Source organism: Streptomyces sp. 2-1, from assembly GCF_048564895.1.
GTDB classification, from domain to species: domain Bacteria; phylum Actinomycetota; class Actinomycetes; order Streptomycetales; family Streptomycetaceae; genus Streptomyces; species Streptomyces phaeochromogenes.
Map to the genome: position 1 here is coordinate 7,111,968 of NZ_CP183383.1, position 15,935 is coordinate 7,127,902.

Here is a 15,935-nt window from a genome sequence, read left to right on the forward strand (position 1 = left end):
AACGCTCACAGAGTTTCCACATCGTTACCCCGGATGGTCCGTCGCACCTCTCCGGCTCACGTAAATTCGAAGCAAGGTAATTCGCGTGAGCAAATCTGCGCGGGACGGTACCGCGCGGAGGAGGGGGCCGCGCGGTGCCCTGCCGACAGTGCCGGGGGGCGCGTTCGGAAGTTCCGTGCCGGGGCTCCGGTCCGGCCGGGGTCGCGGACCGGCGGCGGTCGCGAATCCATCCTTGGCGTCAAGTGGACGTTCCCGAGGGCTTCACCCTTGGGGCGTACGTCCGAGGCGGATGGCCCAGTGCCCCAGAACCGCTCGGAAACCCCCTGGTTCCCTCCGGATTCGGCTCCGCCGCCTTGGAATCCGCTGTGATTCGGCCATGTTCTGCCCTTGAATGAACGCTTCCGCACCCACCCAGGCGTTGTCGGGCGACTGCGGAGAGTAGTTGTGGCACGCCGATGCACGCAGCATCACTTACGAAGGGTTATGGTGGAAACCCCCCTCGGGCCGGTCCGTCTCCCCCCCACGGACCGGCCCGTTTTTTGTGCGCTCACACGCCCCGGCGTACGCCCCTGAGGTGCCGTCGTCGACGCTGTCGCCCGTGCGGTCGTCCCGCACGGCCCGCCCTCGCCCCGTACCGCCCGGAGAGCGGGCCCGGAGAGCAGAAGGCCTTGCACCCCAAGGGGGAGAGGCGCTCCAGCAGCGGTAGGGTGTCGCCCTCGGGGGACCGTTATCTGCACGGAGGGGCTGACGAAAACGTGAACCTGCGCGACAACCTGCGCCGCTTGCTGGTCAGGTTCTATGCACGCAGGGTGGAAGGCCACCTTGACCACGACCAGGTGCCCAAGCACATCGGGGTCATCATGGACGGCAACCGGCGCTGGGCGAAGGCGGCGGGCAGCACCGCCGCCCAGGGACACCGGGCCGGGGCCGACAAGATCGAGGAATTCCTCGGCTGGTGCTCCGAGACCGACGTCGAGGTCGTCACCCTCTGGCTGTTGTCCACGGACAACTTCGACCGCCCGGAGGAAGAGCTCGTACCGCTGCTCGGCATCATCGAGAACGTCGTGAGCTCGCTCGCCGCCGACGGCCGCTGGCGCGTGCACCACGTCGGCACGCCGGACATCCTGCCCTCCCGGATGCAGACCGTCCTGAAGGAGGCCGAGGAGTCCACCGCGCACGTCGACGGAATACTCGTGAACTGCGCCATCGGCTACGGCGGACGCCAGGAGATCGCCGACGCCGTGCGCTCGATGATCCTCGACCACGCCGAGAAGGGCACCTCGATGGAGGAGCTCGCCGACCAGGTCGACACCGACATGATCGGCAAGCACCTCTACACCAGCGCCCAGCCCGACCCCGACCTCGTGATCCGTACGAGCGGTGAGCAGCGGCTGTCCGGGTTCATGCTCTGGCAGACGGCCCACTCCGAGTACTACTTCTGTGAGGTCTTCTGGCCGGCCTTCCGCAAGGTCGACTTCCTGCGCGCCATGCGTGACTACGCGGCGCGACACAGGCGCTACGGCGGCTGAGATTTCGGGTGGCCCCGCTCGCAGGGGGCGCCATCAGGGACGTACGTCATCTGGTGTTAACGAACGCGCCGTCATCGCTCTTGGCATGGCATCGCGCGTTCGAGGGCATAAGCCTTGCAGGTCGACACCCGAACCACGGGTGTCGTATCTCAGCGGACGGCACGGGGCCGTCCGCCCGGGAGGCCCTTTGCACCAGCCCGACCGTGCGGTCAGTACGGACGAAGCGGAGAGGGCCGGTAGTCGGCCCGTGCATCGCGGCCGGACACCGGTCCAGCTCTCCTCCGTCGCTCCCCGACCTCATCCGAGGGGGTACGTCCTTCCGTGGTGACCAGCACAAAGCGCCGTATGCCAGACCGGCGCACCTATGTTCTCGACACCAGCGTCCTGCTGGCCGACCCGCACGCCATGAACCGCTTCGACGAGCACGAAGTAGTGCTTCCGATCGTCGTGGTCACGGAATTGGAGGCCAAGCGGCACCATCCCGAACTCGGCTACTTCGCCCGGCAGGCCCTGCGCCTGCTGGACGACTACCGAGTGAAGTACGGCCGTCTCGATGCCCCCATCCCCACCGGGGAACTGGGCGGGACCGTACGTGTCGAGCTCAATCACTCGGACCCCAGCGTGCTGCCCAGCGGCTATCGCCTGGGGGACAACGACTCCCGCATCCTCGCGGTCGCCCGCAATCTGCAGGCCGAGGGGTTCGACGTCACAGTCGTGTCGAAGGACCTGCCGCTCAGGATCAAGGCCTCCTCGGTCGGGCTTCTGGCCGAGGAGTACCGGGCCGAGCTCGCCATCACGGGCTCCTCCGGCTGGACCGGAATGTCCGAACTGACGCTCTCGGGCGAGCAGGTGGACCTCCTCTTCGACCAGGAGACCCTGTACGTCCCGGAGGCGTCCGACTTCCCGGTCCACACGGGCCTGATGATCCAGTCCGAGCGTGGCAAGGCCCTGGGACGCGTGACGGCCGAGGGCAACGTCCGGCTCGTACGGGGTGATCGGGAGGCCTTCGGCATCAAGGGCCGCAGCGCGGAGCAGCGCATCGCGCTGGATCTGCTGCTCGACCCGGACGTCGGGATCGTCTCGATGGGCGGCCGGGCCGGCACCGGAAAGTCGGCGCTCGCCCTGTGCGCGGGCCTGGAGGCCGTGCTCGAACGGCGCCAGCACCAGAAGGTGATGGTCTTCCGTCCGCTCTACGCGGTCGGTGGGCAGGAGCTCGGCTATCTGCCCGGCTCCGAGTCCGAGAAGATGGGCCCCTGGGCGCAGGCGGTCTTCGACACGCTCTCCGCGGTCACCAGCCGCGAGGTCATCGAAGAGGTCACCGCACGCGGAATGCTGGAGGTCCTGCCGCTCACGCACATCCGGGGCCGCTCCCTCCACGACGCGTTCGTGATCGTGGACGAGGCCCAATCCCTGGAACGGAACGTCCTGTTGACCGTTCTGTCCCGAATCGGCGCGAATTCACGGGTGATCCTGACTCATGACGTGGCCCAGCGGGACAACCTCAGGGTCGGCCGGTACGACGGAGTCGTGGCCGTCGTGGAGAAGCTGAAGGGCCACCCGCTCTTCGCGCACGTCACACTCACCAGGTCCGAGCGATCCCAGATTGCGGCGCTTGTGACCGAAATGCTGGAGGACGGGCACATCTGATCCCACCTGCCACCACCTGTGGCGTCTGTCCAACGGGTGGTGGCTACACGGTAATTGACGCCGTCCGGCAAAGGCTGAAGAGCCTAGCCGGGCGGCGTCTTGGCGCGTGCTCGTTTCCGGAAAACTCCTGGGGCAAACGAGGTGTGAGCTTTCACACCCGGCACAGAATTGCCCTCCGGCGTCGGGGTGCGGCAGAGTCTCACTCCTGTCAGGCCCCGCATACGACACACCTGTGCCCCCAGCGGTACGGCACCACAGAAGTATCCAGAACTCCATAACGCCGTCGTATGCCGCCCGAGCACCACGCGGCGCTCCCCTCGCGGGAGTTGCCCATCGGGCCCGCGCCTCCCGTGACCCCGCAGTTGGGAGGCCAGCGTCAAGGGCACGATTGCGTCCGCGAGGGTCACCTGTAGCGGGCGATGCTGGAAGGAAACCGTGTGAGCCGGATTTCGGTCCGGGGATTCGCAGTGGCCTCGGCCACCGCGGTCACCGCTGTCGGCGCTGTCACCGGTGTTGCCTCGGGCAACACCGCGTCCTCGAGCGACGACGCGGAGGCAACGGCAGCAGGCGCGACGCTTCTCGCGGACATACCCGCGGGTGCGCAGGCGCAGGTGCAGACCGCATCCCTGACTCAGCAGGCCGACTCGCAGGCCATCGCGGCCGACGCGACCGCCAAGAAGGACGCCGAGGAGTCTGCGCGCAAGCAGGCCGCCAAGGACGCCGTCGCCAAGCAGAAGGCCGCGGAGAAGGCCGAGCAGGAGGCGAAGGAGCGGAAGGAAGCCCTCAAGGTTGCCAGCCGTTCCGCCACGCGTGACGCGTCCAGCTTCCCGACGCAGTCCTCGTACAGCGTCGCGGAGATCCAGGCGATGGCGCGCCAGATCGTCCCGGCGGACCAGTTCCAGTGCTTCAGCACCATCGTGGACCACGAGTCCAGCTGGAACTACCGGGCGGACAACCCCACCTCGGACGCCTACGGCCTGATGCAGGCGCTGCCCGGCTCCAAGATGTCCTCCGCCGGCGCGGACTGGGCGACCAACCCGGCCACCCAGATCAAGTGGGGCCTCGGCTACATGAACGACCGCTACGGCAGCCCGTGCGAAGCCTGGAACTTCTGGCAGGCCAACAACTACTACTAGGCCGACAGCCACTCGGTCCTCTCAACCTTTTCGGAGCCCCTCACCGTCCTACGGTGAGGGGCTTCTGCCATGTACGGTCGATGCCGACGACTCCAGGGGGGAGTGGTGGGGCACGACGGGGAAAAGGGACGGATCATGTCGAGAGTGCCAGGGTGGCTCGGCCGGCTCGGCGCCGGACTCACCGAAATGGGCGACCGGTTGAACGCCCGCCGCGCGCAGGCCGAGAAGGACGACGACTTCGGCGAGGGCGACGACTTCGGCCGGAGCAACGGCATCGACCAGAACGGCAAGGACGGCGCCGAAGCTCGGGTCGCGTCCACCGCCAACGGGACCGGCACACCGCCCCGGCCTCCCTCCCCTCCCTCGGACACTCTCGTGGCCGCCCCGGCCCCCGCCGCCCGCCCCGACCCGGCCGCGGCCGTCCCCTGGGGCATGCGGGTCGCCGCCGAGGCAGGCTGGCGGCTGCTCGTACTCGCGGGCACCGTCTGGGTGTTGATGCGCGTCATCAGCGCCGTGCAGCTCGTCGTCCTCGCCTTCGTCGCCGCGCTGCTCATCACCGCGCTGCTCCAGCCCACCGTGGCGCGGCTGCGGCGGTACGGGGTGCCGCGCGGGCTCGCCACCGCGCTGACCGCGACCCTCGGCTTCGTGGTCATGGGGCTCGTCGGATGGTTCGTGGTCTGGCAGGTCATGGAGAACATCGACAACCTCTCCGACCAGATCCAGGACGGCATCGACGAGTTGCAGCGCTGGCTGCTCAACAGCCCGTTCCACGTCACCGAGGACCAGATCAAGGACATCGCCAAGAGCCTGCGCGAGGCCGTCGGCGCCAACACGGACGAGATCACGTCGGCGGGCCTGGAAGGCGTCACCGTCATCGTCGAGGCCCTCACCGGCATCCTCCTCACGATGTTCTCCACGCTCTTCCTCCTCTACGACGGCAAGCGCATCTGGCAGTGGACGCTCAAGCTGGTGCCGGCGGCGGCGCGGCCCGGGGTGGCGGGGGCGGGCCCGCGTGCCTGGCGCACGCTCACGGCCTATGTCCGCGGGACGGTGATAGTCGCGTTGATCGACGCCATCTTCATCGGCCTGGGCATCTTCTTCCTGGACGTCCCGATGGCTGTCCCGCTGGCCGTCTTCATTTTCCTGTTCGCGTTCATCCCGCTGGTCGGTGCCGTCGTCTCGGGCGCGCTGGCGGTGGTGGTCGCGCTGGTGACACAGGGCGTCTTCACCGCGGTCATGGCGCTGCTCGTCGTGCTCGCCGTCCAGCAGATCGAGGGCCACATCCTCCAGCCGTTCATCCTCGGCCGGGCGGTTCGGGTCCATCCGCTCGCCGTCGTCCTCTCCGTCGCGGCGGGCGGGATGGTCGCGGGCATCGGCGGCGCGGTCGTCGCGGTACCGCTCGTCGCCGTCACCAACACGGTGGTCGGTTACCTGCGTTCGTACTCCCAGGAGCCGGCGTTGCGTACGTCGCCGGTGCCGCGGGGGGCGACGGCGACGGGGGTGGCCCCGGTGGAACACCGCCCACCGTCGTAGGCCACCCCCGCCCCTAGGTTTTCAGGGGCGCGGGGAACTGCGCAGTCCAGCCACGACTCACCCGCACGCATCCCACCCCGCAAGCCCCCGCCCACCCAGCCCCTCCGGCGTTTGAGGAGCGGGGGTTCGGGGGCGGAGCCCCTGAGTAAGGGACGACGGTGAAGGCCGGCGGAGCTACTCCGCCAGGATCGCCTCCGCGTCGAGGGTGACCCCCACGGCCTGGACGACCGAAGCGATCTTGAACGCTTCCTGAACGGTCTCCCGGTCGACACCCGCCTTGCGAAGCACCCGCTCATGGGAGTCAAGACACCGCCCACACGCATTGATCGCGGACACGGCGAGCGACCACAACTCGAAGTCGACCTTCTCCACCCCAGGGTCGCCGATCACGTTCATACGGAGACCGGCCCGCAGGTTCCCGTACTCCGGATCGGAGAGCAGATGCCGCGTGCGGTGGAAGACGTTGTTCACCGCCATGACGGCCGCGGCGGTCTTGGCCGCCGTGTACGCCTCCGGAGAGAGCTTCGCGTTGGCCTCCTCCTCCAGCTCACGCAGCACACGGGGTGACCGCGAGGCGATGGCGCAGGCGAGCACCGTCCCCCACAACTGCTGCTGGGGAAGCCCGGAGTCGCCGATCACCGAACCGAGGTTCAGCCGAAGGTCCTTGGCGTAGTCCGGAATCGCGGACTTCAGCGCGTCGAGCGACATCGGTCACTGGCTCCTCTTGGGCACAGAGAAAGGTCGCTTTGTGACCTTTGGCTCTCGTTCGGACGTCGCCAAGCCTGCCATGGAGTAACTGCTCAGTCACCTTCTGGCCGCTGAGCGAGCACTCCATGGGGCCACACCGTGGGCCTCCTCCGTGGGCCTACTCCGTCCGCAGCCCGTCCGGCCGCATCAACCGCAGCAGCGGCGGCACGCTGAGGGCCGTCACCACGAGGACGACCGCCGAGCCGATGCCCGTCATGGCCAGGACGCTCAGCCAGTCCACGGTCACCTTGGTGTCCGTCATCTTCAGCAGGACCGCGCCCAGGGTGAGGCCCACCACCGAGGCGAGGAGCAGGCCGAGGGCGACCGGGATCGCGGTCTGCCACAGCACCGACAGGCTCAGTGTGCGGCGCCGGGTGCCGAAGGCGACGAGGACCGACAGGAGCTTCTTGCGCTCGCGCAGCTGCTCCAGCTGTGAGACGAGCAGGCTCGCCCCGATGAGCGCGAGAACGCAGGCCGCTCCGACGAACAGCCCGGTACGGATGGAGCCGAAGGTCTCGGAGCGCTCGCTAGCCGAGTACGACCAGGGGCTCGCGAGCGGGTCCACCTTCGCCGCGGCGTTGCGTACGAGTTCGCGGACGTCCGGGACCGCCAGGTCGAGCTGGAGGTAGATCTGCCCGTCGAGGGTCGAGGCCGCCGCGGTGGGCAGCGCGCTCGGGGTGAACAGGAAACCGCCCCGCTCCCAGCCCTTCGGGTCGTTGCGCGTGCCGGCCTTCTTGATGTCCCGCGGCACCGTCCAGGCGACCTCCTTGCCCTTCTCGGAGTCGCTGTAGGAGGGGTCGATGTAGAGCTTTCCGCCAGGTGCGGCGAGCTTCGGGGTGTCCGTGTCGTACTCGGCGCCGCGCACGGCGAAGACGTCACCCTCGCGGCACGAGGGCAGCTTCGCCACCTCGCGCAGGGAGGCGCAGTCGCCGACGGTCAGCCCCGCGGACTTCTCGGGGTCCTTCCTGCCCTCGCCCAGCCAGCCGTCGGAGAGCGCCATGGCCTCGCGCACACCGCGGGTCCCGGCGAGGGATTCCCTGGCGTCGGCGAGTGAGGCGGTCCTCGGTACGGACATCTGCATCTGGGCGCGCGAGAGGTCGTTGCCGGTGGACTCCGTGTAGTCGCTCTGGACTCCGGCGAACAGCATCTGCAGGGCGATCGCACCGGCCACCGCCACCGCGATGCCGTTCACCATGCGGGCCGCCGTACCGCTGCTCAACTGGAGCCTGCGGACCGCCAGTTGCCAGGAGACCGAGCCCGAGTTCAGCCGCGCCACGACGGCCTCCACGATCCACGGCAGCAGCGCGGTGATGCCGACGAGGAGCAGGATGACGCCCCCGGTCACCATGTACTCGTTGAAGTTCCCGTTCTCGGTGCCCTTCCCGATCATCGGGACGAGCAGGCCGATACCGCCCAGCGGCAGCAGCAGTCGCCACCACAGGCGGCGTCGCGCGGGCCTGGCCGTGCGCACCACGCCGAGCGGCTCGATGACCACACCGCGCAGGGCGAGCAGCGTCACCGCGACCGCGGCGGCCGGGACCGCGACGGCGATCAGGACGGCGAGTACGGGCGTCGGGTTGAGGTAGCTCGGGAAGACGCTGAAGCCGAAGATCTCGACGGAGCCCGCGATCTGGCGGCCGATCAGGAAGAAGCCGGTGCCGAAGAGCAGCCCGAGCACCGCCCCGGAGAGCGCCTCGCCCGCGGCGATCCGGCGGGTCATCCGGCTGTCCGCGCCGACCAGCCGCAGCGCCGCGAGCCTGCGGTCGCGCCGCTCGCCGCCGAAGCGTACGGCCGCGGCGATGAAGACGCCGACCGGCATCAGCAGCACCACGAAGACCGTGAGGACGAGCAGCAGGAGGACCGGGTCCATCTCCTCCGAGGGCGGCGCCTCGCCCTGGAAGGTGTCGATACGCGTGACGTTGGGGCCGCCGTGGTACCGGGCCAGGTTGTCGCCGCCCGAGTAGAAGGCGAGTTCGGCCGAACCGATGAGGCCCGGCTCGCTGATCGTGCCGGTGATCCGCTCCGGCAGCCGCTCGCGCAGCAGCTTGGCGTCCTTGGACTCCAGCAGCTTCTTGAGCGCGGGGGAGACGACCATCTCGCCCGGCGCGGGGAACTTCTTCAGCCCCGGCGGCAGCGGTGCCCGCAGACCCTCGGGCTCCAGCTGGCGGCCGCGGATGTCCTGGGTGCGGAACTCGGTGTCGACGTTCGCGACGAGCACGGTTTTGTCGGATTTGGCCGGCTCGGAGTCGCTGTACACGACGTCCATGCGCGAGTACTCGCGGTCGGACCGTGCCTGCATCGCGTTCGGTATCGCGGTGGTGAGCAGCAGCAGCGCCACCCCGAGACCGACGCCCACGCCCGTGAGCAGGACGCGCACCCAGCCTTCACGGCCTCCGGTGAACGCGAACTTGGCGCCCATGGCCAGGTCCTTCGACCACTGGCGTGCACTCATACGACGCGCTCCATGTCCCGGGACTTGCCGTCGCGTACGACGATCTCGCGGTCCGAGTAGGCGGCGACGCGGGCCTCGTGGGTGACGAGGACGACGGCGGCGTTGGCGGAGCGGGCGGCGTCGGTGAGCAGCTCCATCACGCGTTCGCCGTTGAGGGAGTCGAGGGCGCCGGTGGGCTCGTCGGCGAAGAGCACGCGCGGGTCGGTGACCAGGGCGCGGGCGACGGCGACGCGCTGGCCCTGGCCGCCGGAGACCTCGCCGGGCCGCTTGGCCTTGAGGTCGTCGACCTCCAGCTGTTCCATCCGGGCCAGGGCGGTGCGCTCGGCCTCCTTGCGGGAGGCACCGTTCAGCCGCAGCGGCAGAGCCACGTTCTCCACGCAGGTCAGCTCCGGTACGAGCTGGCCGAACTGGAAGACGAAGCCGAACTGGGAGCGGCGCAGCGCGCTGCGCTGGGCGTCGTTCATCGTCGCCATCTCCTGGCCGCCGTACATGATCGAGCCCGAGTCGGGCGTCACGATGCCGGCCAGGCAGTGCAGGAGGGTCGACTTGCCGGAGCCCGAGGGGCCCATCACGGCGACGACCTCACCGGGGTGGATGTTGAACCCGGCGCCGTCCAGGGCGTTGGTGGGGCCGTACGCCTTGCGCAGGTCGTGGGCCACGAGCAGGGAGCCTGCGGGGGTCATCGAGTCACCGCCTCTGCGAGCTTGCCGAGGCGCGCGGCGGTGAGTTCCAGCCAGCGCAGGTCGGCTTCGAGATGGAAGAGTGCGTGGTCGCAGATCAGCTGGTCGGCGAGGTCGCCCTTGCGCTTGCGGTCGGTGAGCATCCGCATCATGCGCAGGTGCTCCGCGCGCTGGGTGTCGAGGATCCCGGACGCGTCGCGGTGCGTCAGGAGGGCGAGGACGACCTTCGTGTAGAGGGTCGACTGGAGGTAGGGCTCGGGCTTCTCCGGTGTGGCGAGCCACCGCTGGACGTCGGTGACGCCCGCCTCGGTGATCGCGTACCGCTTGCGCTCGGGGCCGTCGCCCGCCTCTATCCCGTCGACCTCCACGAGGCCGTTCTTCAGCAGCCGGGACATCGTCGAATAGACCTGGCCGTAGTGGAGCGGCCGGTCGTGACCGAACTTCTCGTCGAAGGCCCGCTTGAGGTCGTAACCGTGGCGGGGCCCGGACTCCAGGAGTCCTAGGAGCGTGTGACCGATGGACATGCGGAGCACTGTACACAGGGCGTATACACCGCGTGTATACGCACCGTGGATAGCTGCGTTCGAGGCGTACGGATTCGCAGGTCAGGCTTGATTGTCACGGTTCTGTCACTGGGGTGGCGGACCTTTCTTCGCCCCCGCCGCCCCTACCCATTCCCGTCCCTTTTCAGGGGCTCCGCCCCCGAACCCCCGTGCGCAGTTCCCCGCGCCCCCAAAAATGGGGGCGCGGGGAACTGCGCGGCCGGCGACAGCTGACCCGCACCTATATCCCAGCCGCGGCAGCGCCCCCGTGGGCACCTACTCCTCGGGCTCCCCGGAAGCGGGAGGCCGCCCCCGTCGGGGAATCGGCCCCGCCCCGCCCGGCAGGCGCCCCGTCTCCGCCAGGGCCCTCCGCAGGAGGAACTCGATCTGCGCGTTGGCGGAGCGCAGCTCGTCGCCGGCCCACCGCGCGAGCGCCTCGTACACGAGCGGATCCAGCCGCAACAGCACCTGCTTGCGCTGCTGCTGAGGCCGCCGCTGGGGGGAAGCCCCCTCGGAAGGTGAGGTCACTGGTAGAGGGATCCCGTGTTGAGGACGGGCTGCGGGGCGCGGTCGCCGCACAGGACCACCAGCAGGTTCGACACCATCGCGGCCTTCCGTTCGGAGTCCAGCTCGACGATGTCCCGCTCGGTGATCCGGGCGAGCGCGTCCTCGACCATGCCGACCGCACCGTCCACGATCTGCCGCCGCGCGGCGACGACCGCACCCGCCTGCTGCCGCTGGAGCATCGCCGAGGCGATCTCGGGAGCGTACGCGAGATGCGTGAAGCGGGACTCGATGATCTGCACACCCGCGGCCTCCACGCGCGCGTGCAGTTCGACGGCGAGCTTCTCGGTGATCTCCTCCGCGTTGCCCCGCAGCGACAGACCGTCCTCGTCATGGGCGTCGTACGGGTACTCGATGGCGATGTGCCGCACCGCCGCCTCGGTCTGGGTGGCGACGAACTCCAGGAAGTCGTCCACCTCGAAGCTCGCCTGCGCGGTGTCCTCGACCTTCCACACCACGACCGCGGCGAGCTCGATCGGGTTGCCGTAGGCGTCGTTGACCTTGAGGACGGCCGTCTCGTGGTTGCGTACCCGCGTCGAGATCTTCGTACGGGACGTCAGCGGGTTCACCCAGCGCAGGCCGTCCTCGCGAATCGTTCCGCGGTAGCGGCCGAAGAGCTGGACGACGCGGGCCTCGCCCGGCGCCACCATGTTGAGACCGCACATGGCGACGAAGGCCGCGAGGCCGATCAGGATGCCGGACACGATCAGCGCGGCCTTGCCGCCGGTGGAGCCCACCGCGGTGGCGCTGACGACCATTCCGGCGCCCGCCAGCAGTCCGACCAGTCCGAGCAGCAGCGCGAGCCCGCCGCCGATGCTGTGCGCGACGGACTCCCGGACGCGTGGTGCGGGCATCTCGGGAACGTCGGCGATGTGTGGTGTGTCGTGCGTGGACATGGGTGATCCCCCGTTTCGTGGTGCGGTGATTCGTGGTGCCGGGGCTCGTCGTGCGAGCGCCTAGCTTCACACTATCTAAGTGATATCACTTTACCCGTCACAGCAACCTTCTACGCATCCGAATCGTCGGTTCCATAGGGACAGGTGGTGACAGGTGCTGATTGTCACGTCCGCAAAAGACGGGATCGACCGTCCTATGTCCCCACGCGCGGTGTTAGTTTGCTGAGCTGACCTGACCGGTGAACCTGTGAGACACGAGAGACGGAAGCGGAGCGGATCGGACCCATGGGACGAGCGGAAGAAAGACGAGCGCGGCAGCGCGGCGGCGGCCACCGCGCCGCGCCGAAGCGCTCGTCCAGAGCCGGCGCCAAGGGTGGTGCCACGGCCGGTGCCAAGGCCGATACGAAGGCCGGTGCGAAGAGCGGCATACGTCGCCTCTTCACCTGGAAGAAGCTCCTCGGTACGTTCTTCGGCCTCTGTCTCCTCGGGATGGCGGCCTTCATCGGTCTGTACCTGATGATCGACGTTCCCAAGGGCAACGCCGCCGCGGTCCAGCAGAGCAACATCTACAAGTACAGCGACGGCAAGACGCTCGCCCGCGACGGCGCCGTCAACCGCGAGCTCGTCGACCTGGACCAGGTCTCCAAGGGCGTCCGGATGACCTTCGTCGCCGCCGAGAACAAGTCCTTCTACGAGGACGCCGGCGTCGACCTGAAGGGCACGGCCCGCGGTCTGCTCAACACCCTCTCCGGCAAGGGCAAGCAGGGTGGCTCGACGATCACCCAGCAGTACGTCAAGAACTACTACCTGACGCAGGACCAGACCGTCACGCGCAAGCTGAAGGAACTGGTCATCTCCCTGAAGGTGGACCGCCAGGAGTCCAAGGACGACATCCTCGCGGGCTACATCAACACCAGCTACTACGGCCGCAACTCGTGGGGCATCCAGGCCGCCGCGCAGGCGTACTACCGCGTCGACGCGGACGAGCTGTCCGTAGGGCAGGGCGCGTACCTCGCCGCGCTGCTCCAGGCGCCGAGCCAGTACGACTGGGCGGTCGCGAGCAAGACCAGCAAGAAGCTGGTCACCGCCCGCTGGAACTACGTCCTGGACAACATGGTCGAAGAGGGCTGGCTGAGCTCCGCCAAGCGCGACGGCATGAAGTTCCCCGTGCCGAAGGACCCCCAGGGCGCGCCCGGTCTGCAGGGCCAGGCCGGCTACCTGGTGGAGGCCGCCGACACCGCGCTGAAGAAGCAGCTCGTCGCGCAGGGCACGGCCGCCGACATGGACGAGGCCGAGACCATGGTCAAGGCCGGCGGCTGGACCATCACCCTGAACATCGACAAGAAGAAGCAGGCCCAGCTGGAGAAGTCCGTCAAGAGCCAGCTGACCGGCAAGCTGGACGCCGAGAAGCGGGACATCGACGCCGACGTCCAGGCCGGTGCCGTCTCCGTCGACCCGAAGACCGGCAAGGTCGTCGCGATGTACGGCGGCGTGGACTACGTGAAGCACTACACGAACAACGCGACGCGCCGCGACTACCAGCCCGCCTCCACCTTCAAGCCGCTGATCCTGGCCGCGGCCGTCGACAAGGACGCCGAGACGCAGGACGGCACGCCGGTCACGGCGAAGACGATCTACGACGGCACCAGCAAGCGTCCTGTCGTCGACGACGGCAAGAAGGTCGGCTTCGCCCCGCCGAACGAGGACGACGTCGACTACGGGGACGTCACCGTCCAGACCGCGATGAACAAGTCCATCAACTCCGTCTTCGCCCAGCTGGGCGTCGACGTCGGCATGGACCAGGTCATGAAGACCGCGGGCGAACTCGGCATGGACGTCGAGGGCGCCAAGTCGGTGCCCGCCCAGACCCTCGGCACGATGGGCGCGAGCCCGCTGGAGATGGCGGGCGTCTACGCGACGCTCGACAACCACGGCAAGAAGGTCACCCCGGCCCTCGTGAAGTCCGTCGAGCACAAGGACCGCGCGGTCAAGTTCTCGGACGCCATCGGCGAGCAGGTCATCAGCCGCGAGGCCGCCGACACGGTCACCTCGGTGCTGACCGGCGTGGTCGACGACGGTACGGCCAAGACGTCCGTACGCGACAACCCGGCCCGTGACGGCCAACAGGTCGCGGGCAAGACCGGTACCTCCGACTGCAACAAGTCGGCCTGGTTCACCGGCTACACGCCCAAGCTCGTCACCTCGGTGGGCGTCTTCGGCGAGGCGGCCAAGGCGGGCACCACCCGCTGCGGCAAGGAGAAGCCGGTCAAGGTCAAGGCGTTCAGCCAGGTCACGCTGCAGGGCGCGGCCGGCGGCGGCCGGGTCAACGGCGGTGGCTTCCCGGCCCAGATATGGGCGACGTACACCTTCGGCGCGATGGGCGGTGTCTCCAAGTTCGACCTGGAAACCGACCAGGGCGCGGCCGTCCAGCCGACGGACACACCGACGACCACTCAGCCGCCGGCGACCCCGTCCGACGAGCCGACCACCGAGGACCCGACGACGAAGCCGCCGACGACCAGTGCGCCGCCGGAGAGCAGTCCCGAGGAGACCCCGACCGAGAGCGATCCTCCGACGCCGACGACCAGCGCACCGTCACCACCGGACGGCATAGAACTGCCGACGGACCCGGACGACCCGCAGTCGGATCCGTAACCGGCGATCACGAGTTCCCCGCGCCCCTTGAAGGGGGCGCGGGGAACCAGTAGCGGCCCTCAGTCCCCGTTGACCGAGTGGGCGATCCGGTCACCGATCTCCTTGTCGATGTTCCGCCAGTACTGCAGCGCACGCTCCAGCACGGGCCGGGACACGTCGGCCTGCAGATGCCCGCTGACGTTCGACACCAGCCGTTCACGCTGGTCGTCGTCGAGGACCTGCCGGACCATCGTCCCCGCCTGCCCCCAGTCGTCGTCCTCCCGGTGCGGCTTGTATGCCTCGCGCACCAGCTCCCCGGCCGTCTGCCAGCTAGCAGGGTCGCCGAACTGCCCGTAGTCGGCCGCGGGTCCGCCGTAGGAGTTGGGCGCGTACGGGCGGGCCGCGTTGGACGCCTCGTACCGCATGGGGCCGTCCTTGGCGTACGAGTTGACCGGTGAGTGCGGCCGGTTGGGCGGCAGCTGCGCGTAGTTGGGGCCGATCCGGTACCGGTGGGTGTCCGGGTACGAGAACAGCCGGCCCAGCAGCATCTTGTCCGGCGAGGGGCCGATGCCCGGCACCAGGTTGGACGGTTCGAAGGCGGCCTGCTCGATGTGGATGAAGTAGTCCTCGGGGTTCCTGTCGAGGGTCATCCGGCCGACGTCGATCAGCGGGTAGTCGGCGTGCGGCCAGACCTTCGTCAGGTCGAACGGGTTGAAGCGGTAGTCCGCCGCGTCCTCGAACGGCATGATCTGGACCTTGAGCGTCCAGCTCGGCGCGTTCCCGGACTCGATCGACTCGTACAGGTCCCGGCGGTGCTTGTCCGCGTCCGAACCGGCGAGCTCGTCGGCCTCGTCCTGGGTGAGGAAGTCGATGCCCTGGTCGGTCTTGAAGTGGTACTTCACCCAGAACCGCTCACCGGCGCCGTTGATCCACATGTAGGTGTGGGACGAGTAGCCGTTCATGTGGCGGTACGTCTTGGGGATGCCGCGGTCGCCCATCAGCCAGGTCACCTGGTGGGCCGACTCGGGCGAGAGCGTCCAGAAGTCCCACTGCATGTCGTTGCTGCGCAGCCCGGTCGCCGGGTGGCGTTTCTGCGAGCGGATGAAGTCCTGGAACTTGATCGTGTCACGGACGAAGAAGACCGGGGTGTTGTTGCCCACCAGGTCGTAATTGCCGTGCTCGGTATAGAACTTGAGCGCGAAACCGCGGGGGTCGCGCCACGTGTCTGGCGAGCCCTGCTCACCGGCGACGGTCGAGAAGCGCGCCAGCATCTCCGTGCGCTTCCCGGGCTGGAATAGATCGGCCTTGGTGAACTGGCTGACGTCATTGGTGACTTCGAAGAATCCGTACGCGCCACTGCCCTTGGCGTGCACCACCCGCTCGGGGACCCGCTCCCGGTTGAACTGGGCCATCTTCTCGATGAGGTAGTGGTCCTGGAGCAGGATCGGGCCGTCGGGACCGACGGTGAGCGAGTGTTCGTCGCTCTCCACCGGAATTCCTGCGTTGTTCGTGGTGTACGGAGCCTTCTGGGGTGCCTGCGTCACGAGCGTCCTCCCGTCGAGAAGAGAGTCGTTA

General features: G+C 68.6%; 12 protein-coding genes. 5 read left to right on the plus strand and 7 right to left on the minus strand.

Features of this window, described 5'->3' with window-relative positions; genetic code table 11:
* Positions 1 to 755 precede the first annotated feature (755 nt).
* The 4 genes from ACN20J_RS31415 (at position 756) to ACN20J_RS31430 (ending at position 5,845) form a co-directional block, all read left to right on the plus strand.
* Positions 756 to 1,529, plus strand: coding sequence for an isoprenyl transferase (locus ACN20J_RS31415; RefSeq protein WP_189837403.1), 774 nt, complete (start codon positions 756 to 758; stop codon positions 1,527 to 1,529).
* Between the two features lie 321 nt (positions 1,530 to 1,850).
* The gene (locus ACN20J_RS31420; RefSeq protein WP_189837404.1) at positions 1,851 to 3,176 is read left to right on the plus strand and encodes a PhoH family protein; all 1,326 of its coding nucleotides are present in this window, start codon (positions 1,851 to 1,853) and stop codon (positions 3,174 to 3,176) included.
* A 419-nt stretch (positions 3,177 to 3,595) separates the two neighbouring features.
* Positions 3,596 to 4,312 (plus strand): transglycosylase SLT domain-containing protein, encoded by a 717-nt coding sequence (locus ACN20J_RS31425; protein WP_361916685.1) that lies wholly within the window; start codon positions 3,596 to 3,598, stop codon positions 4,310 to 4,312.
* Positions 4,313 to 4,447: 135 nt separating this feature from the next.
* Complete coding sequence (locus tag ACN20J_RS31430) at positions 4,448 to 5,845, plus strand: AI-2E family transporter (RefSeq protein ID WP_419667332.1); 1,398 nt, start codon at positions 4,448 to 4,450, stop codon at positions 5,843 to 5,845.
* 174 nt (positions 5,846 to 6,019) lie between these two features.
* Here ACN20J_RS31430 and ACN20J_RS31435 read toward each other — a convergent pair whose 3' ends face one another.
* The 6 genes from ACN20J_RS31435 to ACN20J_RS31460 all read right to left on the minus strand — a co-directional run bounded on the left by ACN20J_RS31435 (position 6,020) and on the right by ACN20J_RS31460 (position 11,726).
* Positions 6,020 to 6,553, minus strand: a complete 534-nt coding sequence (locus tag ACN20J_RS31435; protein WP_189837407.1) for an alkyl hydroperoxide reductase — start codon at positions 6,551 to 6,553, stop codon at positions 6,020 to 6,022.
* 157 nt (positions 6,554 to 6,710) lie between these two features.
* On the minus strand, positions 6,711 to 9,044 hold the full coding sequence (locus ACN20J_RS31440) for an ABC transporter permease (RefSeq protein ID WP_419667333.1): 2,334 nt from the start codon (positions 9,042 to 9,044) through the stop codon (positions 6,711 to 6,713).
* The gene (locus tag ACN20J_RS31445; protein ID WP_189837409.1) at positions 9,041 to 9,727 is read right to left on the minus strand and encodes an ABC transporter ATP-binding protein; all 687 of its coding nucleotides are present in this window, start codon (positions 9,725 to 9,727) and stop codon (positions 9,041 to 9,043) included. The genes ACN20J_RS31440 and ACN20J_RS31445 overlap by 4 nt, the downstream gene beginning before the upstream one ends.
* Positions 9,724 to 10,248 (minus strand): PadR family transcriptional regulator, encoded by a 525-nt coding sequence (locus ACN20J_RS31450; protein ID WP_143636691.1) that lies wholly within the window; start codon positions 10,246 to 10,248, stop codon positions 9,724 to 9,726. The genes ACN20J_RS31445 and ACN20J_RS31450 overlap by 4 nt, the downstream gene beginning before the upstream one ends.
* A gap of 294 nt (positions 10,249 to 10,542) precedes the next feature.
* Positions 10,543 to 10,794 carry a hypothetical protein gene (locus ACN20J_RS31455; RefSeq protein WP_189837410.1) on the minus strand — a complete coding sequence of 84 codons (252 nt, stop codon included), beginning with the start codon at positions 10,792 to 10,794 and terminating at the stop codon, positions 10,543 to 10,545.
* On the minus strand, positions 10,791 to 11,726 hold the full coding sequence (locus ACN20J_RS31460) for an SPFH domain-containing protein (RefSeq protein ID WP_419667334.1): 936 nt from the start codon (positions 11,724 to 11,726) through the stop codon (positions 10,791 to 10,793). Before ACN20J_RS31460 ends, ACN20J_RS31455 begins: the two co-directional genes overlap by 4 nt.
* A 285-nt stretch (positions 11,727 to 12,011) precedes the next feature.
* On the opposite strand from ACN20J_RS31460, the gene ACN20J_RS31465 reads away from it, so the two are divergent.
* A complete protein-coding gene (locus ACN20J_RS31465) occupies positions 12,012 to 14,381 on the plus strand; it encodes a transglycosylase domain-containing protein (RefSeq protein WP_419667335.1) in 2,370 nt (789 codons plus the stop codon).
* A 59-nt stretch (positions 14,382 to 14,440) separates the two neighbouring features.
* Here ACN20J_RS31465 and ACN20J_RS31470 read toward each other — a convergent pair whose 3' ends face one another.
* On the minus strand, positions 14,441 to 15,904 hold the full coding sequence (locus tag ACN20J_RS31470; protein ID WP_190229668.1) for a catalase: 1,464 nt from the start codon (positions 15,902 to 15,904) through the stop codon (positions 14,441 to 14,443).
* Positions 15,905 to 15,935 lie beyond the last annotated feature (31 nt).

Excerpts from the sequence above, each read along its gene's own strand:
- ACN20J_RS31430 (WP_419667332.1), top strand. The coding sequence starts at position 4,448 with ATGTCGAGAGTGCCAGGGTGGCTCGGCCGGCTCGGCGCCGGACTCACC.
- ACN20J_RS31465 (WP_419667335.1), top strand. The coding sequence starts at position 12,012 with ATGGGACGAGCGGAAGAAAGACGAGCGCGGCAGCGCGGCGGCGGCCAC.
- ACN20J_RS31435 (WP_189837407.1), bottom strand. The coding sequence starts at position 6,553 with ATGTCGCTCGACGCGCTGAAGTCCGCGATTCCGGACTACGCCAAGGAC.
- ACN20J_RS31440 (WP_419667333.1), bottom strand. The coding sequence starts at position 9,044 with ATGAGTGCACGCCAGTGGTCGAAGGACCTGGCCATGGGCGCCAAGTTC.
- ACN20J_RS31460 (WP_419667334.1), bottom strand. The coding sequence starts at position 11,726 with ATGTCCACGCACGACACACCACACATCGCCGACGTTCCCGAGATGCCC.
- ACN20J_RS31450 (WP_143636691.1), bottom strand. The coding sequence starts at position 10,248 with ATGTCCATCGGTCACACGCTCCTAGGACTCCTGGAGTCCGGGCCCCGC.
- ACN20J_RS31445 (WP_189837409.1), bottom strand. The coding sequence starts at position 9,727 with ATGACCCCCGCAGGCTCCCTGCTCGTGGCCCACGACCTGCGCAAGGCG.
- ACN20J_RS31425 (WP_361916685.1), top strand. The coding sequence starts at position 3,596 with ATGCTGGAAGGAAACCGTGTGAGCCGGATTTCGGTCCGGGGATTCGCA.